The sequence below is a fragment of the Actinacidiphila acididurans genome (genome assembly GCF_016918855.1).
In the GTDB taxonomy this organism is placed as follows: Bacteria; Actinomycetota; Actinomycetes; order Streptomycetales; family Streptomycetaceae; genus Actinacidiphila; species Actinacidiphila acididurans.
This window is the reverse complement of record NZ_JADKYB010000004.1, coordinates 158554-183996: the sequence shown is the minus strand read 5'-3', so window position 1 is coordinate 183996 and position 25443 is coordinate 158554. Positions and strand designations below refer to the sequence as shown.

General features: G+C 73.6%; 24 protein-coding genes. 11 read left to right on the top strand and 13 right to left on the bottom strand.

Annotated elements, in window-relative coordinates; all coding sequences use genetic code 11:
* Positions 1-38 precede the first annotated feature (38 nt).
* Complete coding sequence (locus ITX44_RS08610) at positions 39-1469, top strand: MFS transporter (protein ID WP_205356478.1); 1431 nt, start codon at positions 39-41, stop codon at positions 1467-1469.
* A gap of 152 nt (positions 1470-1621) precedes the next feature.
* Here the strand turns inward: ITX44_RS08610 and ITX44_RS08605 are convergent, their stop codons facing one another.
* Positions 1622-3382 carry an acetyl/propionyl/methylcrotonyl-CoA carboxylase subunit alpha gene (locus ITX44_RS08605; RefSeq protein WP_205356477.1) on the bottom strand — a complete coding sequence of 587 codons (1761 nt, stop codon included), beginning with the start codon at positions 3380-3382 and terminating at the stop codon, positions 1622-1624.
* Between the two features lie 390 nt (positions 3383-3772).
* Here ITX44_RS08605 and ITX44_RS08600 point away from each other — a divergent pair, with 390 nt between their 5' ends.
* Positions 3773-4252 carry a hypothetical protein gene (locus ITX44_RS08600; protein ID WP_205356476.1) on the top strand — a complete coding sequence of 160 codons (480 nt, stop codon included), beginning with the start codon at positions 3773-3775 and terminating at the stop codon, positions 4250-4252.
* A 92-nt stretch (positions 4253-4344) separates the two neighbouring features.
* Here the strand turns inward: ITX44_RS08600 and ITX44_RS08595 are convergent, their stop codons facing one another.
* The 4 genes from ITX44_RS08595 to ITX44_RS08585 all read right to left on the bottom strand — a co-directional run bounded on the left by ITX44_RS08595 (position 4345) and on the right by ITX44_RS08585 (position 7123).
* A complete protein-coding gene (locus ITX44_RS08595; protein WP_205356475.1) occupies positions 4345-4950 on the bottom strand; it encodes a nucleoside triphosphate pyrophosphatase in 606 nt (201 codons plus the stop codon).
* Positions 4951-4991: 41 nt separating this feature from the next.
* Entirely contained in the window at positions 4992-5126 is a 135-nt protein-coding gene (gene mmpB / locus ITX44_RS42125; protein ID WP_265934195.1) for a morphogenic membrane protein MmpB, read from the bottom strand.
* Between the two features lie 136 nt (positions 5127-5262).
* The gene (locus ITX44_RS08590; protein ID WP_372440860.1) at positions 5263-5469 is read right to left on the bottom strand and encodes an acyl-CoA carboxylase subunit epsilon; all 207 of its coding nucleotides are present in this window, start codon (positions 5467-5469) and stop codon (positions 5263-5265) included.
* 64 nt (positions 5470-5533) lie between these two features.
* The gene (locus ITX44_RS08585) at positions 5534-7123 is read right to left on the bottom strand and encodes an acyl-CoA carboxylase subunit beta (protein ID WP_205356474.1); all 1590 of its coding nucleotides are present in this window, start codon (positions 7121-7123) and stop codon (positions 5534-5536) included.
* A 169-nt stretch (positions 7124-7292) separates the two neighbouring features.
* Here ITX44_RS08585 and ITX44_RS08580 point away from each other — a divergent pair, with 169 nt between their 5' ends.
* From ITX44_RS08580 to hutH, 5 genes are all read left to right on the top strand, one after another.
* A complete protein-coding gene (locus tag ITX44_RS08580) occupies positions 7293-8183 on the top strand; it encodes a biotin--[acetyl-CoA-carboxylase] ligase (protein WP_205356473.1) in 891 nt (296 codons plus the stop codon).
* A 354-nt stretch (positions 8184-8537) separates the two neighbouring features.
* Positions 8538-9983, top strand: coding sequence for an adenylate/guanylate cyclase domain-containing protein (locus ITX44_RS08575; protein ID WP_307795170.1), 1446 nt, complete (start codon positions 8538-8540; stop codon positions 9981-9983).
* Between the two features lie 227 nt (positions 9984-10210).
* On the top strand, positions 10211-11011 hold the full coding sequence (locus tag ITX44_RS08570; protein WP_205356472.1) for an enoyl-CoA hydratase-related protein: 801 nt from the start codon (positions 10211-10213) through the stop codon (positions 11009-11011).
* Positions 11012-11237: 226 nt separating this feature from the next.
* A complete protein-coding gene (locus tag ITX44_RS08565; protein WP_205356471.1) occupies positions 11238-12389 on the top strand; it encodes a GGDEF domain-containing protein in 1152 nt (383 codons plus the stop codon).
* Between the two features lie 380 nt (positions 12390-12769).
* Positions 12770-14353 carry a histidine ammonia-lyase gene (gene hutH, locus ITX44_RS08560; protein ID WP_205356470.1) on the top strand — a complete coding sequence of 528 codons (1584 nt, stop codon included), beginning with the start codon at positions 12770-12772 and terminating at the stop codon, positions 14351-14353.
* 108 nt (positions 14354-14461) lie between these two features.
* Here hutH and ITX44_RS08555 read toward each other — a convergent pair whose 3' ends face one another.
* Positions 14462-14749, bottom strand: coding sequence for a hypothetical protein (locus ITX44_RS08555; RefSeq protein WP_205356469.1), 288 nt, complete (start codon positions 14747-14749; stop codon positions 14462-14464).
* A 133-nt stretch (positions 14750-14882) separates the two neighbouring features.
* On the opposite strand from ITX44_RS08555, the gene ITX44_RS08550 reads away from it, so the two are divergent.
* Both ITX44_RS08550 and ITX44_RS08545 read left to right on the top strand, forming a co-directional pair.
* Positions 14883-15206, top strand: a complete 324-nt coding sequence (locus tag ITX44_RS08550; RefSeq protein WP_205356468.1) for a hypothetical protein — start codon at positions 14883-14885, stop codon at positions 15204-15206.
* A gap of 308 nt (positions 15207-15514) precedes the next feature.
* Positions 15515-16594: a L,D-transpeptidase gene (locus ITX44_RS08545; RefSeq protein ID WP_205356467.1), complete on the top strand. Its 1080-nt coding sequence runs from the start codon at positions 15515-15517 to the stop codon at positions 16592-16594.
* Positions 16595-16639: 45 nt separating this feature from the next.
* Here the strand turns inward: ITX44_RS08545 and ITX44_RS08540 are convergent, their stop codons facing one another.
* Both ITX44_RS08540 and xylB read right to left on the bottom strand, forming a co-directional pair.
* A complete protein-coding gene (locus ITX44_RS08540; protein WP_205356764.1) occupies positions 16640-17773 on the bottom strand; it encodes an ROK family transcriptional regulator in 1134 nt (377 codons plus the stop codon).
* Positions 17774-18028: 255 nt separating this feature from the next.
* Complete coding sequence (xylB, locus tag ITX44_RS08535; RefSeq protein ID WP_205356466.1) at positions 18029-19444, bottom strand: xylulokinase; 1416 nt, start codon at positions 19442-19444, stop codon at positions 18029-18031.
* Between the two features lie 237 nt (positions 19445-19681).
* On the opposite strand from xylB, the gene xylA reads away from it, so the two are divergent.
* On the top strand, positions 19682-20872 hold the full coding sequence (gene xylA, locus ITX44_RS08530) for a xylose isomerase (RefSeq protein WP_205356465.1): 1191 nt from the start codon (positions 19682-19684) through the stop codon (positions 20870-20872).
* Between the two features lie 265 nt (positions 20873-21137).
* Here xylA and ITX44_RS08525 read toward each other — a convergent pair whose 3' ends face one another.
* The 4 genes from ITX44_RS08525 to ITX44_RS08510 all read right to left on the bottom strand — a co-directional run bounded on the left by ITX44_RS08525 (position 21138) and on the right by ITX44_RS08510 (position 23653).
* Complete coding sequence (locus ITX44_RS08525; RefSeq protein ID WP_205356464.1) at positions 21138-21470, bottom strand: Asp23/Gls24 family envelope stress response protein; 333 nt, start codon at positions 21468-21470, stop codon at positions 21138-21140.
* Positions 21467-22126 carry an Asp23/Gls24 family envelope stress response protein gene (locus tag ITX44_RS08520; RefSeq protein ID WP_205356463.1) on the bottom strand — a complete coding sequence of 220 codons (660 nt, stop codon included), beginning with the start codon at positions 22124-22126 and terminating at the stop codon, positions 21467-21469. The genes ITX44_RS08525 and ITX44_RS08520 overlap by 4 nt, the downstream gene beginning before the upstream one ends.
* Positions 22117-22680, bottom strand: a complete 564-nt coding sequence (locus tag ITX44_RS08515; RefSeq protein WP_307795192.1) for an RNA polymerase sigma factor — start codon at positions 22678-22680, stop codon at positions 22117-22119. Before ITX44_RS08515 ends, ITX44_RS08520 begins: the two co-directional genes overlap by 10 nt.
* Before the next feature lie 478 nt (positions 22681-23158).
* Complete coding sequence (locus ITX44_RS08510) at positions 23159-23653, bottom strand: Asp23/Gls24 family envelope stress response protein (protein ID WP_205356462.1); 495 nt, start codon at positions 23651-23653, stop codon at positions 23159-23161.
* Between the two features lie 444 nt (positions 23654-24097).
* Between ITX44_RS08510 and ITX44_RS08505 the strand changes: the two genes are divergently transcribed.
* Positions 24098-24898, top strand: coding sequence for a phosphatase PAP2 family protein (locus ITX44_RS08505; RefSeq protein WP_205356461.1), 801 nt, complete (start codon positions 24098-24100; stop codon positions 24896-24898).
* A 22-nt stretch (positions 24899-24920) separates the two neighbouring features.
* On the opposite strand, the gene ITX44_RS08500 is transcribed toward ITX44_RS08505, so the two are convergent.
* Positions 24921-25310: a VOC family protein gene (locus ITX44_RS08500; RefSeq protein WP_205356460.1), complete on the bottom strand. Its 390-nt coding sequence runs from the start codon at positions 25308-25310 to the stop codon at positions 24921-24923.
* Between the last annotated feature and the right edge of the window lie 133 nt (positions 25311-25443).

Below are 25443 nucleotides of genomic sequence, written 5' to 3'. Positions count from 1 at the left end.
CCGCCCTCCGTTGTCTCTCCGCTGGAGGCCACTCACCCATGTCCACCCCCACCGTTCGGGAGACGGCCGGCGCCGTTCGCCCGTCACCCACCAGAAAGCACCCGTTCCTCGCCCTCGCGGCGATCGTCGGCACCCAGCTCATGCTGCTGCTCGACGCCACCGTGGTGAACGTGGCGCTGCCCGGCATCGGCCGCCACCTCGGTTTCTCGCCCACCAACATGTCGTGGGTGCTGAACGTCTACACGCTGGCCTTCGGCGGCCTGCTGCTGCTCGGCAGCCGAATAGGCGACCTGATAGGCCGTCGCACCGCCCTCATCTGGGGCGTCTCGGCCTTCACCCTCGCCTCGATCGCCGGCGGCCTGGCCAACGACGCGGCGGTCCTGCTGATCGCCCGCGGACTGCAGGGTGCCGCCGCCGCGCTCGCCGCGCCCAGCACGCTCGCCCTGATCGCCACCACCTTCTCCGAGGGCGCCGAGCGCAACCGCGCGCTCAGTGTCTTCTCCGCGATCTCCGGCGCCGGCTCCGCGATCGGCCTCACCGTCGGCGGCATGCTCACCGACTGGGGCTCCTGGCGCTGGGTGTTCTTCGTCAACATCCCGGTCGGCATCGCCATCGTGCTGTTCGCCCCGCGCTTCATCCGCGAGACCGAACGCCACCGCGGCGGCCGGTTCGACATCGCCGGCGCCCTGACCGGCACCCTCGGCATGGCCAGCCTGGTGTACGCGTTCATCCGCGTCGCCGAGAGCCGCTGGAGCGACCCGCGCGCCATCGGCACCTTCGTCGCCGCGGCCCTGCTGCTCGCCGCCTTCCTCATCAACGAGACGCGGGTGGAGCGCCCGCTGGTCGTGCTGCGGCTGTTCAGCGACCGCAACCGCGCCCTGTGCTACGGCTTCATGCTGCTGTTCCCCGCGGCCATGTTCGGTGTCTTCTACTTCACCACCCAGTACCTCCAGACGTACCTGGGCTACAGCCCGCTCAAGACCGGCTTCGCCTTCCTGCCGCTGGCCGGCCCGCTGTTCCTGTCCGCCCGGATCGCGCCGCGCGCCCTGGCCCGGTTCGGCGCCAAGCGCACCGCCACGGTGGGCTCCACGCTCAACCTGGGCGGCATGATCTGGATCACCCAGCTCAGCGCCGGCGACGGGTACGCCAACGGCATCCTGGGGGCGCTGATCCTGATGGGCGTGGGCCTGGGCCTGACGGTGATGCCGCTGAACACCTTCATCCTGTCCGGCGTCGAGCCCAAGGACGCGGGTTCGGCCTCCGGGCTGCTCCAGACGATGCAGCAGATCGGCGGCAGCCTGGGCCTGTCCATCCTGGTGACGGTCTTCGGCACGGTCTCCCGGCACGCCCACAGCCAGCCGTTCATCCACGGCGCCACCGCGGGCTTCACCATGGGCGCGATTTTCTCCGGCCTGTCGGTGCTGCTGGTGCTCCTGCTCAAGCAGCCCAAGGCGCCGGCCGTGCGCTGACCTAGTGCCGGGAACGTCCCGGGAACGTACGAACGCCGGCCGGCTGGCAGTCCCACCAGCCCGACCGGCGTCGTCGTTTTCCGCCGCTATTGCGTCGTCTTTCCGTCGCCTTTCCGGACCGTCCGTCGGCGCCCGGTCCGGCGTCCTGCTTGCTAGTCCTTGATCTCGCAGATCACCGCGCCCGACGAGACCGAGGTGCCGACCTCGGCCTTGAGCCCGATGACGGTGCCGGAGCGGTGCGCGTTCAGCGGCTGCTCCATCTTCATCGCCTCCAGGACGACGATCAGGTCGCCCTCCTGGACCTGCTGGTTCTCCTCGACGGCCACCTTGACGATGGTGCCCTGCATGGGCGAGGAGAGCGCGTCACCGGAGACCGCCGTGCTGGCCCGGGTGGTGGCCCGGCGCTTGGGCTTGGCCCCGCCGGCGGCTGCGGTGCGGGCGAGGGTCATGCCCAGGGAGGCGGGCAGGGACACTTCCAGGCGTTTGCCGCCGACCTCGACCACCACGGTCTCCCGGCCCTGCGCCTCGTCCTCGTCACTGACCGCACCACCGGTGAACGGCGGAATGGTGTTGACGAACTCGGTCTCGATCCACCGGGTGTGGACGCTGAACGGGCCCTGCTCGGGGGCGAACGCGGGATCCACCACAACGGCGCGGTGGAAGGGCAGGGCGGTGGCCATGCCCTCGATCTCGAACTCCCCCAGCGCCCGCGAGGCGCGCTGCAGGGCCTGCTGCCGGGTGGCGCCGGTGACGATCAGCTTGGCCAGCAGCGAGTCCCACGCCGGGCCGATCACCGACCCGGACTCCACCCCCGCGTCCAGCCGCACCCCCGGACCACTGGGCGGCACGAACCGGGTCACCGTGCCCGGCGCGGGCAGGAAGTTGCGCCCCGGGTCCTCACCGTTGATCCGGAACTCGAAGGAGTGCCCCCGCAGCGGCGGGTCGTCGTAGCCGAGTTCCTCGCCGTCGGCGATCCGGAACATCTCCCGCACCAGGTCGATCCCCGACACCTCCTCGGTGACCGGGTGCTCCACCTGCAGACGCGTGTTGACCTCCAGGAAGGAGACCGTGCCGTCCTGCCCCACCAGGAACTCGCACGTACCCGCGCCCACGTACCCGGCCTCCTTCAAGATGGCCTTCGACGCCGAGTACAGGCTGCGGGTCTGCTCCGGGGTCAGGTACGGCGCGGGGGCCTCCTCCACCAGCTTCTGGTGACGGCGCTGCAGGGAGCAGTCCCGGGTGGAGACGACCACGACGTTGCCGTGGGTGTCGGCCAGGCACTGGGTCTCCACGTGCCGGGGGCGGTCCAGGTAGCGCTCCACGAAGCACTCCCCGCGCCCGAACGCCGCCACCGCCTCACGCACCGCGGAGTCGTACAGTTCGGGGACCTCCTCCAGGGTGCGGGCGACCTTAAGGCCCCGCCCGCCGCCGCCGAAGGCCGCCTTGATCGCGATCGGCAGCCCGTGCTCGCGTGCGAAGGCGACGACCTCCTCGGCGCCGGAGACGGGGTCCGGGGTGCCGGCCACCAGAGGGGCGCCGGCGCGCTGGGCGATGTGACGGGCCGCCACCTTGTCACCCAGGTCCCGGATCGCCTGCGGCGGGGGCCCGATCCACACCAGGCCCGCGTCCAGGACCGCCTGGGCGAACTCCGCGTTCTCCGACAAGAACCCGTAACCGGGATGGACGGCGTCCGCACCCGATTCGGCGGCGGCCTTCAAGACTTTGGCGATGTCCAGGTAACTGGTCGCGGGGGTGTCCCCGCCCAGCGCGTACGCCTCGTCCGCGACCCGGACATGAACCGCGTCCCGGTCCGGATCGGCGTACACCGCCACACTGGCGATCCCGGCATCCCGGCAGGCGCGGGCAACACGGACCGCGATTTCACCGCGATTGGCGATGAGCACCTTGCGCACGATCGCTCCCTCCTAGAAACAAGCCGAGTTTAGGTACTGGCCACACTTGATGCCGAGGCACCCCTGCACGTGAGCTTGCCCACACGGAGGGTGATCCATGGGTTGCGATAACCCCTGAACGCCTGCTCAATCCACGGTACGGCGCAGATCCGGCCCCTGTCCCGCACTCTTCCGTGTGGAGCGAAACTCCACTGAACTCCATGCCAGGAGCTGACGTTAATTGTGGAAACCCTACGAATAGAGCGGTGAAAATTTGCGATCTCCTGTGCGCGGCGAGTGGCGTGCGCGACCCCTTGCCGGTCGCTCTACCCATGAGTAGCCTGCGCAGCGCAGGGTACCTGCGGTAACGCACCGGAACACGCCCGGGGCATTGCGCCGAAGGGGGACAGCATGCCGAAAGCGGACACATTGCGCCGGGCGACGGCCGTCGGCACGGCGGTGGTCCTGGTCCTCGAAGCCCTCGTCATAGCCTTCGTCAACTGGATACTCGGGCTGCTGGCGCGCCATCAGCAGATGTCCATGGGCGGCCTGGGCAGCGGGGCGATGGCGACCGGATCCTGGGTGCTGGGCGGGGTGTTCGCCCTTTTCCTCGTCTACTGCGCCGTGCTGGTGCTCCGCATCGCGGTGCACGAGCGGATGGCCGGCCCGGTGGGCCGGATCGCCCTCATCGTGTGCGCGGTCATGCACGGCCTGGTCGGCGCGCTCGTCGTCGGCCTGATCGGCTGGTACGCGTTCGCGCTGATGATGGTGATCCTCGCGCTGCTGGTCGGCACCCTGCTGATGTACGCGCCGGAGGACCGGGCCACGCCCCGGCCCGCGGCCGCCGAGCAGACCGGCCCGGCCGGCGAGGCCCCGCCGGCCACCGCCTGACGCCGGATCAGGCAGCCGCATCAGGAGACAGGGGCGGCGCCCGGGGCGCGAGTACCGGCTCGTACCGGCCGCCGGAAGGGACCGGGGTCAGGTCACGCCCACAGGTCGGTGATGCGTATCCCCAGTTCGCCCAGCAGGCGGCGCAGCAGCGGCAGCGACAGGCCGATCACATTGCCCGCGTCGCCGTCGATGCCGGAAACGAACGGCGCCGAGCGGCCGTCCAGGGTGAACGCGCCCGCCACGTGCAGCGGTTCGCCGCTGGCCACATAGGCGGCGATCTCGTCGTCGTCGGGCGTGCCGAACCGTACGGTGGTCGAGGCGGTCTCCGACACGCTCCGGCCGGTCCGGGTGTCGATCACGCAGTGCCCGGTTTGCAGCACGCCGGTCCGGCCGCGCATCTCCTCCCAGCGGCGTACCGCCTCGGCGGCGTCCTTGGGCTTGCCCAGTGCCTGCCCGTCCAGCTCCAGCACCGAGTCGCAGCCGACCACCAGCTCGCCGCCGGCCAGCGCGCCGCCTCCGGCGACCGCCGCGGCCTTCGCCTCGGCCAGCACCCGCGCCAGCTCCCCGGGGGTGGGCGCGCTGATCGCCTCCTCGTCCACCCCGCTCACCACCACCAGCGGGTCAAGGCCCGCCTGTTTGAGCAGTCCCAGCCGGGCCGGCGAAGCGGAAGCGAGCACAAGGGTGCGGGTCGGCGTCACGCGCACATCCTAGGCGCCCCCCTACGCGCCCTTGGCGCCCCTTATGCGTGCCAGGCGGCGATCACCATGGCCACCCCTGCCGCCAGGGCGAGGACGAGCATGGCCCGGCGCAGCATCGCCTGGGCGCGACGCGCCTCGGGGGAGGGCGTGTCCGGCTCGTCGTCCGACCACAGCATCCCCCAAGGGTCGTCGCAACGGCCGGGCGCCGCCTGAGTACGGGTACTCAGAACCGGAACGCCGGCCGCCGCACGAGCCGGGGCGGATCCACCCGGGACCTGCGAGAGGCCGACCAGGGCCGGACCCGAGCCGGATCTATGCGGGCCACACCGACATCCGCCAGGCGCCCGGTCCCGGCCGCGGGAAGCCGCGCGGCACCGTACGGGCCGGGTCGGCCCAGCCGTCCAGCGTGTGCGGGCCGTCGGCGTCGGACTCCGCCGCCGCGGCCCGCGCCTGGACCAGGGCGACGACCGCCGCCAGTTCCTCGGGGGTCGGCCGCCCCCGCTCCACCTTGATCACCACAGTGCCGCTCCCGTACCCGATGGTGTGCCGTACGACTGCTTCGGACTGCTCCCGCGGACATCTCCTACAGCGGAATGTTCCCGTGCTTCTTCGGCGGAAGCGACTCGCGCTTGTTGCGCAGCGTCCGCAGCGCCTTCACCAGTTGGGCCCGGGTCTGCGAGGGCGCGATCACCGCGTCGACGTAGCCGCGCTCGGCCGCCACGTACGGGTTGAGCAGCGTGTCCTCGTACTCCTGGATCAGCTGCGCCCGCAGCGCCTCGGCCTCCTCCGGGGTGGCCGCCTCCGCCAGGGTGCGGCGGTGCAGGATGTTGACGGCGCCCTGCGCGCCCATGACGGCGATCTGCGCGGTGGGCCAGGCCAGGTTGAGGTCGGCGCCCAGGTGCTTGGAACCCATGACGTCGTACGCGCCGCCGTACGCCTTCCGGGTGATGATCGTGATCAGCGGGACGGTGGCCTCGGCGTAGGCGTAGATCAGCTTGGCGCCGCGGCGGATGATGCCGTCCCACTCCTGGCTGGTGCCGGGCAGGAAGCCGGGCACGTCCACGAAGGTGATCACCGGCACGTTGAAGCTGTCGCAGGTCCGTACGAAGCGGGCCGCCTTCTCCGAGGCGTCGATGTCGAGGGTGCCGGCGAACTGGAGCGGCTGGTTGGCCACGATGCCCACCGGCCGGCCCTCGATCCGCCCGAAGCCGGTGAGGATGTTCGGCGCGAACAGCGACTGCGTCTCCAGGAACTCCCCGTCGTCCAGCACGTACTCGATGACCTTGTGCATGTCGTACGGCTGGTTCGCCGAGTCCGGGATGACCGTGTCCAGCTCCAGGTCCTCGGCCGTGACGGTCAGTTCCGCCTCCGCCGGGAAGGACGGCGGCTCCTGGAGGTTGTTGCTCGGCAGGTACGACAGCAGCGCCTTGACGTACTCGAACGCGTCCTTCTCGTCGCCGGCCAGGTGGTGCGCGTTGCCCGAGGTGGTGTTGTGGGTGCGGGCGCCGCCCAGCTCCTCCATCCCGACCTCCTCGCCGGTGACGGTTTTGATCACGTCGGGGCCGGTGATGAACATGTGCGAGGTCTGGTCCACCATCACCACGAAGTCGGTGATCGCCGGGGAGTAGACCGCGCCGCCCGCGCACGGGCCCGTGATCAGGCTGATCTGCGGGATCACCCCGGAGGCGTGCGTGTTGCGGCGGAAGATCTCGCCGTACATGCCCAACGACGTGACGCCCTCCTGGATACGGGCGCCGCCGGAGTCGTTGATGCCGATGACCGGGCAGCCGGTCTTCAGCGCGAAGTCCATCACCTTGACGATCTTCTCGCCGAACACCTCGCCGAGCGCGCCGCCGAAGACCGTGAAGTCCTGCGAGAAGACGGCCACCGGGCGGCCGTCGACGGTGCCGTAGCCGGTCACCACCCCGTCGCCGTAGGGGCGGTTGGTTTCCAGCCCGAAGTTGGTGGACCGGTGCCGGGCCAGTTCGTCGAGCTCGGTGAACGAGCCGTCGTCCAGCAGCAGTTCGATCCGCTCACGCGCGGTCAGCTTGCCCTTGGCGTGCTGCTTCTCCACCGCCCGCAGCGAGCCCGCGTGCTTGGCCTCGTCGATGCGGTGCCGCAGATCGGCGAGCTTGCCCGCGGTCGTGTGGATGTCGTACTCCGGCTCGGCCATGGAGGCGGCTCTCCTGCTCTCGACGGGACGGTGGGACCGGGACTGCGGCCGGCTTTGCGACCGGCATTGTGACCGGCGGGTAACGCAGTTCCGTAGCGTAGTGGCGACTCTCGGGTACGGGCACTGCGGCGTTCGCCACACCGCCGCGCCGCCCTCGTAGGGTGGTGGCATGACGCCCAGCCGCTGGTCCGATCTGGACCGACCGCCGCTCAACGCCGCAGCGCTGCGCAGGGCGGTGGTCACCCCCGAGGCGTTGTGGACCTCGCTCGACGTGGTGGAGTCCACCGGCTCCACCAACAGCGACCTCGTCACCCGCGCCGCCCAGGGGGCGCCCGAGGGCACGGTCCTGGTGGCGGAGGAGCAGACCGCCGGCCGGGGCCGGCTCGACCGCCGCTGGACCGCGCCCGCGCGTTCCGGGTTGTTCTTCTCCATACTGCTCCGGCCGGGCGAGCGGGTGGAATCCGGCTCCGCCGCGGGTGCGCAGCCGGTGCCCGCGCACCACTGGGGCTGGCTGCCGCTGCTCGCCGGGGTCGCCACCGCCACCGCGCTGTCCCGCGCGGCCGGCGTGGACACCTCCCTCAAGTGGCCCAACGACCTGCTGGTCCCGGTCGACGGCGAGGAACGCAAGGCCGGCGGCATCCTCGCCGAGCGGGCCGTCGGTACCGCGGTGGTGGTCGGCATCGGGCTCAACGTCTCCCTCAAGGCCGAGGAACTGCCCGTGCCCACCGCCGCCTCGCTCGCCCTGGCCGGCGCCCTCGGCACCGACCGCGACCCGCTGCTGCGGGCCGTCCTGCGCTCCCTGGACCAGTGGTACGCCACCTGGCGCGCGGCCGGCGGCGACCCCGCGAAGTCCCTCCTCCAGCAGACGTACGCGGCCGGCTGCGCCACCCTCGGCCGCCAGGTCCGCGCCGAGCTGCCCGGCGGCGAGCAGTTGGCCGGCACCGCGGTCGCCGTGGACGGCGACGGCCGGCTGGTGATCGCCGGCCCGTCCGGCGAGCGGGCGGTCGCGGCGGGCGACGTGGTGCACCTGCGGCCGGCGGAGGGGTGGGCGGGCGCCTGAGCGGGTGGGGGAGTGGACGGGTGAGCGGCCGGGTGAGTCGGCGCGTACGGAGGGTGGCGAGCGGGGACCGGCGTACGCCGGCGTGACGGGACGGCGTACGGAATCCGGCGGTGCGGCCGTACGACCTCGCGCGCCATGGGCACGGACCGCGACCGTACGGAAGGCGCGTACGGGGCCGGCGGGGCGGGGCGTCCCGTTGTGGCCGGGCAGAGAGTAAAGCCTCGGTGCCGTCGCCCGTAGCGGAAGCCCGGTGAGAGTGAGCTAGGGCACACCTGCCGTATCTTTGAGGGGCTGCGTCGTCTCGATGATCGGAAGGGCTGTGCGCAGGGATTCTTCTGGGGCCGGGCGGTGACCGTGAGCGACGAGAACCCCCCGCCGGACGAGCCGTTCCGTCCGGCTCCGGGTGCCGACCCGGAGCCGGGGCGACCCGGCGCCACGGCCCCCGACAGCCCGGCAGGCTCTCCCGGTGCGTCGCCCCCGCCCGTACCGGCCGCGTCGTCGACCGGGCCCGCCGGACGACCCGGCGGTGACGGCGACGCCGAGGCCGCGGGGGAGCGGGAATCCGGCGCACAGGACGCGGGTGGCGCGGATTCCGGGGCTTCTGGTGCCGGGGCGTCGGGTTTCGGCGCTGCGGATTCCCGTAGCGACGACGACGGCGACTCCGCGGGCCCGGGAGAACCCGGCGGCTCCGGGGGCCCTGGCGACCTCGGAGGGCCTGGCGACCCCGGCGATCCCGGCGACTTCGGGGACGAGGAAGCGGGGGACGACGGGGAGCACCCGCTCGCCCTGCGCCTGGAGCAGCTCATCCTGGGCGCGCCCCGCCAGTACACGCCGTTCCAGGCCGCCCGGACCGCCGGGGTGTCGATGGACCTGGCGTCCCGGTTCTGGCGGGCCATGGGCTTCGCGGACATCGGGCAGGCGCGGGCGCTGACCGAGGCGGACGTGCTGGCACTGCGCCGGCTGGCCGGCCTCGTCGAGGCGGGCCTGCTCAGCGAGTCGATGGCGATCCAGGTGGCGCGATCCACCGGCCAGACCACCGCCCGGCTGGCGGACTGGCAGACCGACTCCTTCCTCGAAGGGCTCACCGAGCCGCCCGAGCCCGGCATGACCCGGGCCGAGGTCGCATACCCGCTGGTCGAACTGCTGCTGCCCGAGCTGGAGGAGTTCCTGGTCTACGTGTGGCGCCGCCAGGTGGCCGCCGCGACCAGCCGGGTGGTCCAGTCCGACGACGAGGAGGCCGTGGACCGCCGGCTCGCCGTGGGCTTCGCCGACCTGGTGGGCTTCACCCGGCTCACCCGGCGCCTTGAGGAGGAGGAGCTCGGCGAGCTGGTCGAGGCGTTCGAGACCACCGCGGCCGACCAGGTCGCCGCGTACGGCGGCCGGCTGATCAAGACCCTCGGCGACGAGGTGCTGTTCGTCGCCGACGACCCGGGCACCGCCGCCGAGATCGGCATGCGGCTGATCGAGACCATGACCGGCGACGAGACCATGCCGGCGCTGCGGGTCGGGATGGCGTTCGGCACGGTCACCACCCGGATGGGCGATGTGTTCGGCACCACCGTCAACCTCGCCTCCCGGCTCACCTCGATAGCGCCGAGGGACGCGGTGCTGGTCGACGGCGACTTCGCCGAAGCGCTCGGCGAGGCCGGTGACGCGCCGGTCTCCGAGGCCGACGTGGACGCGGACTCCGCCGAGTCGGAGAAGTACCGGTTCGCGCTCCAGCCGATGTGGCGCCGGCCGGTCCGCGGGCTGGGCGTGGTCGAGCCGTGGCTGCTCACCCGGCGGACGGGGCGTCCGTAGCCCGGTCGTGGGCGATCGGCTCACGGGTACGTGTAGCCGTGTGCGTATCGGTTGCGTACCCGCGTGCGTACCCGCGTCCGGACCTGGTGCGGACCTGAGCGCGGACCTGCCAGGGATGGGTGCGGGAGTTGTCCACAGGGCGGGCTCGGGCCGCCGACGGACGGTGGCGCGACCGTGGCAGGATGAGGCCCTCAGCAGGTTCACGGGCGTTAACACGGGAGGGTCCGATGGTCACGGAGCAGCGGTACGGGGACTGGGTCGTGGTGCGGTCGCACGCCGAGCGGGTGGCCGAACTCGTGCTGGACCGGCCGGAGGCGATGAACGCGGTGTCCAGCAAGATGGCCGACGAGATCGCGGCGGCCTGCGCGGCGCTGAGCGCGGACCGGTCGGTGAGCGTCACCGTGGTGACCTCCACCCATGAGCGGGCGTTCTGCGCGGGCGCCGACCTCAAGGAGCGCAACCGGCTCACCGACGCGGAGATGATGGACCACCGGCCGCGCGCCCGGGCCGCGTACACCGGTGTGCTGGAACTGCCGATGCCGACGATCGCCTCCGTGCACGGCTTCGCGCTGGGCGGCGGCTTCGAGATCGCGCTCGCCTGCGACCTGATCGTCGCGGACGAGACCGCGGTGGTCGGGCTGCCGGAGGTCTCGGTGGGCGTGATCCCGGGCGGCGGCGGCACCCAGTTGCTGCCCCGCCGGGTGGGTGCGGCCCGCGCCGCCGAACTCATCTTCACCGCCCGCCGCCTCACCGCCACAGAGGCGCTGCCGCTCGGCCTGATCGATCACCTGGCCCCGGCCGGCGGCGACCGCGAAGCCGCCCTCGCCCTCGCCGACCGCATAGCCGCCAACTCCCCGGTCGGCCTGCGCGCCGCCAAGCGTGCCCTGCGCCTGGGCCACGGACTCGACCTGCGCACCGGCCTCGAGGTCGAGGACTCCGCCTGGCGCACGATCGCCTTCTCCGCCGACCGCGCGGAAGGGGTGGCGGCCTTCAACGAGAAGCGCGCGCCGCGCTGGCCGGGGCTGTAAGGGGGCGGTTCGGGCAAGGGCGGGAGTGCGGGCGGGCCGCTCGCCGAGGGCCGGGGCGTGCGGGCGGGCCGTTTGCGAAGGGGTGAGGACTGGGCGGCCCTTGGGCCGAAGGCGGGATCGGACGGATGGGCCGATTGCGGAAGGGGAGGGGCGGTCCAGGGCCGTTCGGCGCAGCAGAGGCGGGGCCGGGGCGCCATACCGGGGCAAACATCCCTAGCCTGGAGGGATGGTTGACGAAGGGAGCGCCGATCAGCGGCTGCGGGCCGTGGTCGCTCTCGCCCAGGCGCTCGCCACCTCGCCGAGCCCGCACGCCGCGGTCAGGGCCGGTGCGCGCCGGGCGCGGCTGGCGATGGACGGTTCCTTCGCGGCGATCTCCCAGTGGGAGCGGGAGACCGGGCGGCTGCGGGTGCTGGTCAACGACGGCGAACTCGCCCCCGGCGAGGAGGCCGAGCCGGCCGACGAGTCGTATTCGGTGCACGACTTCCCGGAGATCGCGGAGTTCCTGCACGGCACCTGGGCGCGCGGCGGCGAGCCGTACGCCTGGGTGGAGAGCGCGGACGCTGCCGGCTCCTCCCCGGGCGGGCCGAGCTGGGGACGGGCCACGGCGCTGCGCCGGCGCGGGCGCGGCAGTTGCGTGGTCGCGCCCCTGGTGCTGCACGGGAAGGCATGGGGTGAGCTGTACGTCGCCCGTGACCCGCGGCAGCCGGCCTTCGGGCGGGCCGACGCCGACTTCGCCACGGTGCTGGCCGCACTGGTCGCCGCCGGGATCGCCCAGACCGAACGGCTCGCGGAGGTCCGCCGGCTGGCCTTCACCGACCCGCTCACCGGTCTGGGCAACCGGCGGGCGGTGGACGTGCGGCTCGACGAGGCGCTCGAACGGCACCGGGCCGACGGCACCGTGGTCAGCCTCGTGGTCTGCGACATCAACGGGCTGAAGCGGGTCAACGACCTCCTCGGCCACGCCGTCGGCGACCGGCTGCTGGAGCGGTTCGGCTCCCTCCTGTCCCTCTCCGGGGCACGCCTGCCCGGCAGCCTGGCCGCCCGCCTCGGCGGCGACGAATTCTGCATCGTGGCCGTGGGCCAGGGCGCCGACGACGTGGTCGCCGCCGCCGACGAACTCTGCGTGCGCGCCGCCGAACTCGACATCGGCGAAGGCGTGGCCTGCGGTGTCGCCTCCACCGGCGACCCCATCGGCCCCGTCCGCTCCGCCCGCCGCCTCTTCCGCCTCGCCGACGCCGCCTCCTACCGAGCGAAGGCGCTCCGCGCGGACCACCCCGTCGTCGCCGGCCGCGAAGGCCCTGACGACCCCGTCGTCCGCCTCACCGAATCCCCGCCCACCCCACCCCCCACCGAACGCCGCACCTTCCGCCGTCCCTGACGCCGCACCCAACCACCGGCCGTCCCGCCTGTCCCCGCCGCCGCGGGGTTGCCGCGGCTTGGGCTGCCAGAGGGTGCGAGTGCTTCCGCTTGGTGTGGCTGTCGGTGCCTGCTGCCGGTGTGGGCCGCGTCAATTGCGGTTGCCGGTCCTGCTGCCCTGGGCCGCCGCTTGCTTGCCGCGGTCCAAGGCGCAGCCCTGCCGTGCGGAGGCCTCGCATGCCTTCCGCCGGGAGTACCGGTCCCCGAGGGCCCGCTCGCCCCGAACCCTTCCCCCGGCTGCGCCACTTCCGGCTCGCCCCCCTTCCCGGGGGCCCGGGGGTGCCCAGGCCCCGGGGGAGGGGCAGGTGACAGAGGGGGATTCAGTGCTTAGGGTGCGTGAATATGGATATGCAGAACGTGGTGGTGGGAAGCCGCGGCGCGTCGGCGGAGGATGTGGTCGCGGTGGCCCGGGGCGGCGCCCCGGTCGAGCTGGCGCCGGAGGCGATCGCGGAGATGGAGCGGTCGCGGGCGGTGGTGGACGCGTTGGCGGCGAAGCCGGAGCCGGTGTACGGGGTGTCGACCGGGTTCGGCGCTCTCGCGGTGCGGCACATCAGCCCCGAGCTGCGGGCGCAGCTGCAGCGGAGCCTGGTGCGCTCGCATGCCGCCGGGATGGGGCCGCGGGTGGAGCGCGAAGTGGTCCGCGCGCTGATGTTCCTGCGGCTGAAGACGCTGGCGTCGGGGCGGACGGGGGTGCGCCCGGTGGTCGCGCGGACCATGGCCGCGCTGCTCAACGCCGGCATCACCCCGGTCGTCCACGAATACGGCTCGCTCGGCTGCTCCGGCGACCTCGCCCCGCTGGCGCACTGCGCCCAGGTGCTGATGGGCGAGGGCGAGGCCGAGGGCCCGGACGGCGTCGTCCACCCGGCCGCCGACCTGCTCGCCGACCACGGCATCGAACCGGTCGAGCTGCGCGAGAAGGAGGGCCTGGCCCTCATCAACGGCACCGACGGCATGCTCGGCATGCTGGTCATGGCCTGCGCCGACCTCGCCCGCCTGTTCACCGCCGCCGACATCACCGCCGCGCTCACCCTGGAGGCCCTGCTCGGCACCGACCGGGTGCTCGCCCCCGAACTGCACGCGATCCGCCCGCACCCCGGCCAGGCGGCCAGCGCCGAGAACATGCGCCGCGTGCTCCAGGACTCCGGCCTGACGGGTCACCATCAGGACGACGCCCCGCGCGTGCAGGACGCGTACTCGATCCGCTGCGCCCCCCAGGTGGCCGGCGCCGGCCGCGACACCCTCACCCACGCCCGCCTGGTCGCCGACCGTGAACTGGCCGCCGCCGTCGACAACCCGGTGGTCCTGGTTGGGGGCACCTCCCAGGCCGAAGGCTCTGGGGGAGGCAGGGTGGAGTCCAACGGGAACTTCCACGGTGCCCCCGTCGGCTACGTCCTGGACTTCCTCGCCATCGCCGCCGCCGACCTCGCCTCGATCGCCGAGCGCCGCACCGACCGGCTGCTGGACAAGAACCGTTCGCACGGCCTGCCGCCCTTCCTCGCCGACGACCCGGGCCTGGACTCCGGCCTGATGATCGCCCAGTACACCCAGGCGGCCCTGGTCAGCGACCTGAAGCGACTGGCGGTGCCGGCCTCGGTCGACTCCATCCCGTCCTCGGCCATGCAGGAGGACCACGTGTCCATGGGCTGGTCGGCCGCGCGCAAGCTGCGTACCGCGGTGGACGGCCTGGCCCGGGTGCTCGCGGTCGAGATGTTCGCGGCCACCCGCGCGCTGCAGATCCGGGCCGCCTCCGGCGAACTGCGCCCGGCCCCGGCGTCGGCCGCCGTGCTCGCCGCGGTCCGCGAGGCGGGCATCCTCGGCCCCGGCCCGGACCGGTTCCTGTCCCCGGACCTGGAGGCGGCCTACGCGTTCGTCCGGTCCGGCCGGCTGGCCCACGCGGCCGAGTCGGTCACCGGCCCGCTGGCCTGACCGCAGGCGCGCAGGACGTACCGCCGTACGTGTAGCCGTACGCGGGCGTGTCCTCGTACGAGAACACGCCCGCCCACGAGGGCCCGGCCGGCGTGCGGCCGGGCTTCGTCATGCGAGGCGGCGGGCCCGGCGGCCGGCGTCCACCACCAGGCCGGCGCCGGCCAGCAGGAAGGCGGCGCCGCCCACGAGGTATGGCTTGGTGTTGATGGCGCCGGTGTCCGCCAGCCCGCCGTGCCCGGAGGACGACGAGGACGACGACGTGGACGCCGAGGTGGACACGGACGCGGACTGCTGCTGCGCGGGTTCGTTCGGGCTCGCCTGGGCGGAGGGCACGAAGTAGAGCGCGGCCAGCACGGATGCTGCGGCAGCTGCGACATAAGGACGGGGCGAGGCCAACGGATCTCCCTGGGGACGCCTCCCAGGGATGACCGCCCTGGGGGGAGGGTGCGGCGGCGTGACCGTGTGGGCGATGTTAGTGACTTGGTGTGGCATGTGTGAAGCCGACCACCCTCCGCTTACCCTCCGTGGCATGAGCGCTACTGACGCCACCGAAATGCCCCGCGGGGACAGCGGCCCCCGTTACGTACGGTTCCAGGCCGAACTCGTGCTGGAAGTCACCGACAGCGCCGGGCTGCGGGCCGCCGCGCTGACCCGGATCGCCCAGGACGCCTACATGCCCCAGGAGGAGCGGATCCACGCCGAGACCGCGGCCGGCCAGGACGAGTCCGAGGCGCTGGCCTACCTGGTCGACCCGGCCCAGCTGGTCACCGCCGTCCCCGGCGTCGAGCTCGTCCAGGCGTCCTGGTCCTGCGCCCACACCGAGTACGACCCCGGCTACCGCTTCCCTGGCTGACCGGGGCCGCCCCTGCCGCAGGTCCCCCGCCGCGGGTCCACCGCGGGCCCCACCGCGGGTCCACCGCGGGCCCCACCGCGGGCCCCACCGCGGGCCCCACCGCGGGCCCCACCGCGGGCCCCACCGCGTGGCAAAGCCCACAATTCATCCTTGATCGGAACGCAAACCCCGTTCTGCCTGTTTTCATGCATAAGGACGAAGCTCGTCAATCGCCCAGAGCGAACCCCGCGCGACCGGTGGGCAACGGTGCCCGAACCCGCGACGAGGAGTCACGAGCGCGCATCGACAAGCAGCCATTGGAGTAATGCGTGACGACGCCGCACGACGCCGGTAATTCACCCGAGCAGCAGCCCGCGGCGACGCGCCGCCGGTCTCCTTTCACCCGCCGCCGCACCTTCACGGCCATTGCGGCGCTGACGGTCGCGACGGCGGCCCTGACCGCCCTGGGCACCCAGGCGAACGCGGCCACCCCGAGCGCCAAGCCCGCAGCGGCCAAGGCCGGCAGCGCCTCCCCGGTCGCCACCGGCGTCCCCTTGGCCGCGAAGCAGGCCGCCGCGCCGGCCCAGGGCGTCGCCAAGAGCTTCGTCGGCACCTTCACCCCGGAGGACGGCTCCACGGTCGGTGTCGGCATGCCGGTGTCGATCAACTTCGACAAGCCGATCACCGACAAGGTCGCGGTGCAGAGCCACATCTCCGTGACCTCCAGCAGCGGCCAGCAGGTCGTCGGCCACTGGTTCAGCTCCACCCGGCTGGACCTGCGCCCGCAGGCGTACTGGAAGGCCGGTTCCCACGTGACGATGAAGCTCAACCTGGGCGGCGTCAAGGGCGGCGCCGGCATCTACGGCGTGCAGAACAAGACGGTGAACTTCACCGTCGGCCGCTCCCAGGTCTCCACCGTCGACACCGTCACCCACATGATGACGGTGGTCCGCGACGGCAAGGTGATCCGTACGATCCCGGTCTCCTCGGGCGGCCCCGGCCACGAGACGTACAACGGCCAGATGGTCATCTCCGAGAAGGACCAGACCACGCGGATGAACGGCGCCACGGTCGGCCTGATCGACAAGACCACCGGCAAGAGCGAGTACGACATCCCGGACGTGCCGCACGCCATGCGGCTGACCACGTCCGGCACCTTCATCCACGGCAACTACTGGGCCGCGCCCTCGGCCTTCGGCACCGCCAACACCAGCCACGGCTGCATCGGCATGCAGGACGCCAAGGGCGGCAACGACCCGAACACCCCGGCCTCCTGGTTCTACAACAACTCGCTGATCGGCGACGTGGTCACGGTCACGGGCTCCCCGTCCCCGACCGTGCCCGCGGACAACGGCCTCAACGGCTGGAACCTGTCCTGGTCCCAGTGGCTGGCCGGCTCCGCGCTCTGACCCTGCCGCCGCATTGCGCTACCGACGCCTGAACCCGCACCGGGTTCAGGCGTCGGTCTTCGCTGTCCACGACGCTATCCACGACGCCGGGTCGTCCAGCACCGCGCGCACCGCGCTGTAGGCGGCGCCGCGCAGCACCCCGTCCGGGCCGAGCGCGGAGGTGACCACGTCCTGCGGACGCCACTGCCGGTCGGTGACCCGTTCGGCCAGCTCCCGCCGCACGCCCGGCAGCAGCCAGGGCGCGAGATCGGCCAGCGGCCCGCCGACCACCACGGCCTGCGGGTCCAGCAGGTTCACCGCGCCGCTCAGCGCGATGCCGAGCGCCGCGCCGGCCTCCTCCAGGGCCGCCAGGGCCGCCGGGTCGCCGGCCGCCGCGGCGGCGTGCAGGGCGCCAGGGCCGTCGCCGGTACCGATCCCGGCGGCGCGCAGCAGTGCCTCCTCGCCGGCGTACGTCTCCAGGCAGCCGGTCGCGCCGCACGAGCACAGGGGGCCGTCGGGGCGGACCGGCACATGGCCGAGCTCGCCCGCGAAGCCGCGGGCGCCGCGGAAGAGCCGGCCCTCGACCACGACCGCGGCGCCGATGCCGATCTCGGCCGAGACGTGCACGAAGTCCCGCAGGCCCGGGTGGCCGCCGAGCCACAGCTCGGCCAGCGCGCCGAGGTTCGCCTCGTTCTCCACCACGGTGTCCCGGCCCAGCGCGGCGGCCACCGGGACGTCCTCCCAGCGCAGATTGGGGGCGCGCAGCACGGTGCCGCGGTCGTGGCCGACCAGGCCGGGGACGGCCACGGTGGTGCCGACCGGCCGCAGGTTCTCCGCCTCGGCGAGCCGGCCGGCCTCGGCGGTCAGCCCGGCCAGCTCCGCCAGCACATCGGCGGCGTCCCGCCCGCGGTTGGCCGCGCGGGCCTCCACCCGGCAGCGCACGGCGCCGGTCAGGTCCACCACGCAGGCCGCCAGGTGGTCCACCCCGATCTCGGCGCCCACGCCCGCCGGGCCGGTGTCGGCGAGCGCCAGCGCGGTGCCGGGCCGGCCCACGGTGCCGGGCCGCCGGGCGCCCCGCTCCTCCACCAGCCCCGCCGCCAGCAGCTCGTCCACCAGCGTCGACACGGTGGCGCGGGTCAGTCCCACCTCGGCGGCCACGCTCGCCCGGGTCACCCCGTCGCCGGTCGCCAGGGCGCTCATCACCAGCCCCAGGTTGCGGCGCCGCAGCCCCGCCTGTGCGCCCGTCCCCTTGGCCACCGGTCGCTCCCTTCGATCGCCTGCCGCCGTCCGGCTCCCGGACCGTGACCTCGTACCTTCGCACCCGCCCCGCCCCGGCCGCCTCCCGTGTCCGGCTCCCGGTCCGGGCGAGCGGTGACCGGACCGGGCCGCCCGGACCGTTCTCGTACGGCTTCGCGCCCGAACGACGCGTCCGCGGGGGCGGGGCGGGTGCCCGGTTCAGGCCGACACCAGCGGCATCGCGGCGCCGATGCGGGCCAGCGTCTCCTCGTCGCGCGGCAGCGCGTCGTAGGTCGGGCCGTCGGTGGTGTTCCAGCCGCGCGCGATGTCCGCCGGGGCGTCGCCGGACAGCAGCGCGGCGGCCTGCACCGCGGCGCCCAGAGCGACCAGCTCGTCGGCCCGCGGGATGCGCACCGCCCGGCCGTACAGCCGCCGTACCGTCTCGCGCCAGGCCGTGCCGCGGGCGCCGCCGCCGATCAGCAGCAGCGGCTCGCCCCCGCCGGCCGCCGGGCCGTCCACGGCCAGCACCTGGTCCAGGGCGGCCAGCAGCGCGTACACCGCGCCGTCGTACGCGGCCTGGAGCACCTGGCCGCCGGTGGTCTCGTGCCGCAGGCCGGTGAGCAGCCCGGAGGCGTACGGCAGGTTCGGCGTGCGTTCGCCGTCCAGGAAGGGCAGGAAGGCCACCGAGCCGCCCGGCTCCACCTGCTCCCGGTCCCGGCCGAGCAGGGCGGCCACCTTGTCCACCGCGAGCGTGCAGTTCAGGGTGCAGGCCAGCGGCAGCCACTGGCCGTCGGCGGAGGCGAAGCCGGCCACGATCCCGGTGGCGTCGGTGGGCCGCTGCCGCGAGACCGCGTAGACGGTGCCGGAGGTGCCCAGGCTCATCGCGGCCTGGCCGGGGGCCAGCCCGAGGCCGAGCGCGGCGGCCGCGTTGTCCCCGGTGCCGGCGCCGACCAGGGCCCCGGCCCGGACCGCCAGACCGTCGCGGACCGCGCCCGCCTTCTCCCCGGCGCCCAGCACCGCGGGCAGCTTCGCCGGGTCGAGGCCGACCGCGGCGAGCAGCTCCTCGTCGTACGCCTCGGTGCTCGACGCCCACCAGCCGGTGCCGGAGGCGTCCCCGCGGTCGGTGACGGCCACCCCGGTCAGCCGTTCGGTCAGGAAGTCGTGCGGCAGCCGCACCGCGTGGGCCGCCCGCGCCGCCTCCGGCTCGTGCTCGGCCAGCCACGCCCACTTGGCGGCGGTGAAGCTCGCGCCGGGCACCGACCCGAAGCGCTCCGCCCACCACTGCGCCCCGTACCGTTCGACCAGCGCCTCGGCCTGCGGCGCGGACCGCACGTCGTTCCACAGCAGGGCCGGGCGCAGCGGGGCGCCGTGCTCGTCCAGCACCACCAGGCCGTGCTGCTGGCCGCCGACCGAGATCGCCTCGGCCCGCTCGGCATACTCCCCGAGCTGCCCGAGCGCGTCCTGCAGCGCGCCCCACCACACCTCGGGGTCGGTCTCCCGGCCCGCGCCGGTGCTCACCGTGTGCGGCGCCTGCCCCTTGGCGAGGACGGCGCCGGTGCCGGCGTCGACCGCCAGCACCTTCGTGGACTGCGTGGAACTGTCCACGCCCAGTACGACCGGCCCTTGCGACCCCATCCCGCTCACTCCCTGACTCGACCTGCTGTGACTGCTCGACGCGCACGACCTGCTCGCCGTGCCCGACGTGCCCGACGTGCCTGACGTGCCCGACGTGCCCGACGTACGAATGTGCCCGGTGTGTGCTCGACCTGCTGCGGCGCGTGTACGGCTCGTGCGCGATGGGCTCCCGGACTTCCCATCATCGGTCCCGCATACTAATTTGTTCAACAGTCTGACGAATAGGAGCCGACCACCATGACGTCCGCCACGCCCGCCACGGGCCCCGTACCCACCCCCTCCGACAAGTTCACCTTCGGCCTGTGGACCGTGGGCTGGCAGGGCCGCGACCCGTTCGGCGACGCCACCCGCGCGCCCCTGGACCCGGTGGAGTCCGTCAACCGGCTCTCCGAGCTCGGCGCCCACGGCGTGACCTTCCACGACGACGACCTGATTCCCTTCGGGTCCTCCGACGCCGACCGCGACGCCCACATCAAGCGGTTCCGGGCGGCCCTGGACGCCACCGGCATGAAGGTCCCGATGGCCACCACCAACCTCTTCACCCACCCGGTCTTCAAGGATGGCGCGTTCACCGCCAACGACCGCGCGGTGCGGCGGTTCGCCCTGCGCAAGACCATCCGCAACATCGACCTGGCCGCCGAGCTCGGCGCCAAGGTCTACGTGGCCTGGGGCGGGCGCGAGGGTGCCGAGTCCGGTGCCGCCAAGGACGTGCGGGCCGCGCTGGACCGGATGAAGGAGGCGTTCGACCTGCTCGGCCAGTACGTCACCGAGCAGGGCTACGACCTGCGGTTCGCCGTCGAGCCCAAGCCGAACGAGCCGCGCGGCGACATCCTGCTGCCGACCGTCGGCCACGCGCTCGCCTTCATCAACTCCCTGGAGCGGCCCGAGCTGGTCGGCGTCAACCCCGAGGTGGGCCACGAGCAGATGGCCGGCCTGAACTTCCCGCACGGCATCGCCCAGGCGCTGTGGCACGGCAAGCTCTTCCACATCGACCTGAACGGCCAGAGCGGCATCAAGTACGACCAGGACCTGCGCTTCGGCGCCGGTGACCTGCGCGCCGCCTTCTGGCTGGTCGACCTCCTCGAGACGGCCGGCTACGAGGGCCCGCGGCACTTCGACTTCAAGCCGCCGCGGACCGAGGACTACGACGGCGTCTGGGCCTCCGCCGCCGGCTGCATGCGGAACTATCTCCTCCTGAAGGAGCGGGCCGCGGCGTTCCGGGCCGACCCGGAGGTCCAGGAGGCGCTGCGTGCCTCCCGGCTCGACGAACTCGTGCAGCCCACCCTGGGCGAAGGCGAGACCATCGCCCAGCTTCTCGCCGACCGCTCGGCCTACGAGGACTTTGACGCTGACGCGCAGGCCGCGCGTGGCATGGCCTTCGAGCGCCTCGACCAGCTCGCGATGGACCACCTCCTGCGCGCTCGCTGAGCTCGACCCCGGCGAACCTTCGCTCTTTGACGCGAGGGTTCGCCGGGATTACCCAGGGGCGCGGGGAACTGCGCGCGCTCCCCCAGAGCTTCGCCTGGGGGTACCCCCAGCCACAGGCCGGTGGTCCGGAGACGGCAGCAACTGCCCCTTTCGGACGGTGGCGACGTGCAGCCCGGTAGTGGGCTGAGCGCGCCCACGCGGCGCCAGCCGCATATCAACTACAGCCCCGCGCCCCTTTGAGGTGCCGTACTCCGTACAGGCACCCTCAGACAATCGCAGTCACCGTAATGGAGACGGTCACCTCCGTGGCCCACACCCGCGGGTACTCCGCGTGGAGGGCCTCGAAGACGGCGAGGCGGACATCGCGCGCCACGGCAGTGGCCTGGTGGCCGCCGCGAACGGCGAGGGAGATCTCGATGTCCGTGCGGTGCGGGGTGTCGCGGGGGACGACGCGGACCCCGGGGGTGCGGCCGGCGGAGGGGCGGGCGGGGCGCAGACGGTCGGTCAGGCGCGGGCTGAAGTAGGCCACGCCGGGGACGCCGGCGGCGGCGCGGGCCGCGGTCTCGGCGATCAGCCGAAGATCGGGAGCACGGTTCACGCGAGCCTCCGGTCGGGGACGGCGGAAGGTTCCAGCAGGTCCACCACGGCCACGTCCACCGCCGTCAGCTCCAGCCCGATGTGCTGGGCCGCGGCGCCGAGGATGCGCTCGCGGACGGCCGCGACCGCGTCGGGCACCGTACGGGACAGGTCGACGGCGATCTCCAGCCGGACCCGCAGGGGCTCGCGGGGGAGCCGGCCGCGTGCCGCCGTCCGTCCGGAGACCGCGGCCACCCGGCAACTGCCCGCCGCCACCCCGGGCAGCGACTCCGCCGCCTGCCGGAACAGCCGGGCCGCGGCCGTCTCCGTGATCCAGCCGTCCGGCTCCTCCAGCGGCACCAGTGGCCCGGGCCGCAGTTCGGTGCGCACCAGGTCCATCACCCGCGCCGCCACGTCCGGTACGTCGCCGTGCGCCGTGACCGCCGCCCGTACCGTACGGTCCAGCGCCGCCAGGTCCGCCCGCGCGGCCGCGCAGTGCGGGCACGACGCGTGGTCCGGCGCCGGGCCCTCCTCCCACAGCAGCGCGAGCGAGGCACCGCAGGGCAGCGTCTCGTCGTCGGCGGCAGGATCGACGGGCCGGGCGGTGAGGTCGGCGGGGTCGGTGGGCCGGCCCGTTCGCGCGTCAGCGGGGTCCGGGACGGGGCCGGTCAGCGCCATGGGGTCATCACCTCCGTCAAGTGCTTGCGGGCCCGGAAGATCCTTCCCCGTACGGCCGGTTCGCCGATGCCGACCGCCGCGGCGATCTCGTCGTACGACAGGCCGTGCAGCTCGCGCAGCACCCAGCAGGCGCGCTGTTCGGGCGTCAGGCCGGCCAGCGCGCGGCCCAGCGCCGCGACCGCGGCGGCGGATTCCGCGGCCCGCTCGGGGGAGGCGGTGTGCTCGGGTGCCTCCGGTTCCGGCGCGGCCTCCAGCGGCTGGACGGGCCGGCGGGCGCGCAGCACGTTCAGGCAGCGGTTGGTGACGATACGGTACATCCAGGTACGGAACGCGGCATCCCGCCGGAACTCGGGCAGTCGCCGCCAGGCGCTCACGAACGCCTCCTGCACGGCGTCCTCCGCGTCCCCGTCCCCGCCCAGCAGCCGCCGCGCGAGCCGGAGAAGCTCCGGACCGTGCCGCCGCACCAGAACCTCGAACGCCTCCTCGTCCCCCTCCCCGGCCCGCACGGCCAGCAGGTCGTCCCCCAGGGCGGCGAGGGTGCCGGGGATGCCGATGGCCGCCGCGGTCGCGGGGGCGCCGGCCTGGTCGGCCGCCGGCGCGGGCCCGGGGACGGCGGCGGTGTCCGCGGACCCGGCGGGCGCCGCACCGGCACCCGTACCCGCATCGGCACCCGTACCCGCACCGGCACCGGCACCGGCACCCGTACCCGCCCCGGCACCCGTACCCGCACCGGCACCGGCACCGGCACCCGTACCCGCCCCGGCACCCGTACCCGCCCCGGCACCCGTACCCGCGCCGGCACCCGTACCCGCACCCGCACCCGCACCCGCACCGGCACCCGCACCGGAGCCGACGGCGGCGGCCGGTGTTCCGGCCACGGGCGAGGCCCCGCCATCGGCTCCGGAAAAGACCACGGCTTCGCTCACGGTGTGTCCGCGGTCGCCTCTCCGCGCGAGGGCCCGTACGGCTTCCCGTACCGCCGGGCCGGCCCGCGCCGCTCGTCGTGCCGTGTTCCGGCGGGTGGGGCCTGGGTCACTGGACGCGGGTCTCCTGCGGCTCGTCGTCGTACGGCAGGTGCACGTCGACGACCGACACGTTGACCTCGACGACCTCCAGGCCGGTCATCCGTTCCACAGCGGCGATCACGTTCTCCCGTACGTCCGCGGCCACATCGGTGATCGCCACACCGTATTCGACCACCAACTCCAGGTCCACGGCGGTCTGTCGCTCGCCCACCTCGACCTTGACGCCCCGGGTGACGCTGGGCCGGCCGCCGGGCACCCGGTCGCGGACCGCGCCCAGGCTGCGGGCCAGGCTGCCGCCGAAGTCGTGCACGCCGATCACCTCGCGGGCGGCCATGCCGGCGATCTTCTCGACCACCGAGTTGGCTATCGAGGTGCGGCCGCGCTCGGCGGGCACCCGGAAGCTGCCCTTCTCCGTGCGGCCGACCTCGGTCTGCGGGACCGGGTCCACCGTGGTGCCCACGCGGGCCGGGGTGCCGGCCGTGGCCGTCGTGTTCGTCGTCATCGGATCTCCCTGCTTCGCCTCGTACGTACGTGCCGGTTCGTGCTGTCCTGCTGCCGTTCTGTTCGGACTGCCGTCCCGGGGCCGGCTGTCCTTGCCGTCCGGGGGTCGTGCCGAGCGGCTGTCAGGCGGTCTTCCCCCGGCACTCGTTCAGACACCTTCCGTACGTGATCCCTCACGCGGATCTCATGGTGATTGTGTGACGAACGCGGCGCGCGGGCGGGGCGCCGTCGTGCTCGCCGTGCACCCGGTGTTTACTCCAAGGACGCCCTGGAGCTGCCGGACACTCACCGGACGTGGCGCGGCGCCGGCCCGACCGCCGGGGCCCAACCGCCCGGTGTGCGCCGCCCGGCCGGCGGTGACGGGACCACCGGTGCCACAGGGCGACGGGACGGGCAGAGGGCCGCAGCCGCGTGTGCGCGGAGGGCCGGGGGAGGGGCACGGCACATGATCCACGGGACGACGTCAACAGCGCTGCTGCCCGACCGATGGCCCACCCCGCGGCTGCCGCTCCCGGACCGGCTGCCCCGGCTGCTGCCCGAACTGCTGCTCCTGGTCTCGGTGAACGCCGTCTACAAGTACGGCCGCAAGCTCGCCAACCACCACCCGCTGGAGGCCACCCACCACGCCGACCACGTCTGGTCGCTGGAACGCACCCTCCACCTGCCCAGCGAACGGTCCGTGCAGGACCTGCTGCTGCACAGCCACACCCTCGTGCACATCGCCAACTACCTCTACGCCACGGTGCACTTCCCGGCGATGGTGCTCTTTCTCGGCTACATGTTCCTCCGTCATCGCGCGCACTACCTGTGGATCCGCCGGGCCGTGGTCATCCAGACCATGCTGGCCCTGCTCGGCCACGTCTTCTTCCCACTGGCCCCGCCCCGCCTCTTGCCCGGCGCCGGCATGGTCGACACCGCGCAGGTCTACGGCCCCTCGGTCTACGGCTCCAAGCCCGACACCGGCTCGATGTCCAACCAGTTCGCCGCGATGCCCTCCCTCCACGTCGGCTGGGCGCTGGCCATCGCGGTCGGCCTCATCGCGGCCACCCGCTCCCGCCGGCGCTACCTCTGGCTGCTGCACCCCCTGCTCACGCTGCTGATCGTCGTCTCCACCGCCAACCACTACTGGCTGGACGGCCTGGCCGGCTCCGCCCTCCTCGGCGTGGCCCTGGCGATCATCCCCGCCCCCGACGCGGACGCCCCCCAGCCCCCGCCCGTCCAGTGGCCCCGGCCCTTCCGGGCCTGAGCCTCCGGGCCGCCGCGGCTCGTCAGGTACGTATCCACAGGCAGAAGGGATGCCCGGCCGGATCGAGCAACACCCGGTTGTCCGGATCGGGCTGATACCCCGCCGGAGTGGCCCCGAGTGCCACGGCCGCCCGCTCCGCCGCGGCCAGGTCGGTGGTCTCGATGTCCAGGTGGGCCATCATCTGCTGCGCCCCGGGTGCCGCCGGCCAGGCCGGAGGCACGTACGCCGGCTCGTACTGGAAGGCCAGCCCCGGCCCGCCGCCCGGCGGACTCAGCTTGACCCAGTCCGGCTCTTCCGTCGTCACCTCCCACCCCAGCAGCCGCCGGTAGAACCCGGCCAGCACCCCCACGTCCGGGGCGTCCAGCACCGTCCCCGTGAACGTCAGCCGCGGCTCCCGCACCCCGTCACCCATCGCCCGTCCCCTATCCGTTCGGCCCGGTTCTTCCGGTTCCTCCCCACTGCCGACACTGTGACACACGCCACTGACAATGCCCCCTCGGCGGGCCATCGGCCCAGGTCAGGCGCCGTCAGGGCACGTCATGGTC

Coding starts and splice junctions, on each gene's coding strand:
- ITX44_RS08510 (WP_205356462.1), bottom strand. CDS start 23,653: ATGACGACGAACACGACGGCCACGGCCGGCACCCCGGCCCGCGTGGGC.
- ITX44_RS08610 (WP_205356478.1), top strand. CDS start 39: ATGTCCACCCCCACCGTTCGGGAGACGGCCGGCGCCGTTCGCCCGTCA.
- ITX44_RS08585 (WP_205356474.1), bottom strand. CDS start 7,123: ATGGCCGAGCCGGAGTACGACATCCACACGACCGCGGGCAAGCTCGCC.
- xylA (WP_205356465.1), top strand. CDS start 19,682: ATGACGTCCGCCACGCCCGCCACGGGCCCCGTACCCACCCCCTCCGAC.
- ITX44_RS08540 (WP_205356764.1), bottom strand. CDS start 17,773: ATGAGCGCCCTGGCGACCGGCGACGGGGTGACCCGGGCGAGCGTGGCC.
- ITX44_RS08565 (WP_205356471.1), top strand. CDS start 11,238: ATGGTTGACGAAGGGAGCGCCGATCAGCGGCTGCGGGCCGTGGTCGCT.
- mmpB (WP_265934195.1), bottom strand. CDS start 5,126: ATGCTGTGGTCGGACGACGAGCCGGACACGCCCTCCCCCGAGGCGCGT.
- xylB (WP_205356466.1), bottom strand. CDS start 19,444: ATGGGGTCGCAAGGGCCGGTCGTACTGGGCGTGGACAGTTCCACGCAG.
- ITX44_RS08505 (WP_205356461.1), top strand. CDS start 24,098: ATGATCCACGGGACGACGTCAACAGCGCTGCTGCCCGACCGATGGCCC.
- ITX44_RS08570 (WP_205356472.1), top strand. CDS start 10,211: ATGGTCACGGAGCAGCGGTACGGGGACTGGGTCGTGGTGCGGTCGCAC.
- ITX44_RS08550 (WP_205356468.1), top strand. CDS start 14,883: ATGAGCGCTACTGACGCCACCGAAATGCCCCGCGGGGACAGCGGCCCC.
- ITX44_RS08520 (WP_205356463.1), bottom strand. CDS start 22,126: ATGGCGCTGACCGGCCCCGTCCCGGACCCCGCTGACGCGCGAACGGGC.
- ITX44_RS08500 (WP_205356460.1), bottom strand. CDS start 25,310: ATGGGTGACGGGGTGCGGGAGCCGCGGCTGACGTTCACGGGGACGGTG.
- hutH (WP_205356470.1), top strand. CDS start 12,770: ATGGATATGCAGAACGTGGTGGTGGGAAGCCGCGGCGCGTCGGCGGAG.
- ITX44_RS08580 (WP_205356473.1), top strand. CDS start 7,293: ATGACGCCCAGCCGCTGGTCCGATCTGGACCGACCGCCGCTCAACGCC.
- ITX44_RS08600 (WP_205356476.1), top strand. CDS start 3,773: ATGCCGAAAGCGGACACATTGCGCCGGGCGACGGCCGTCGGCACGGCG.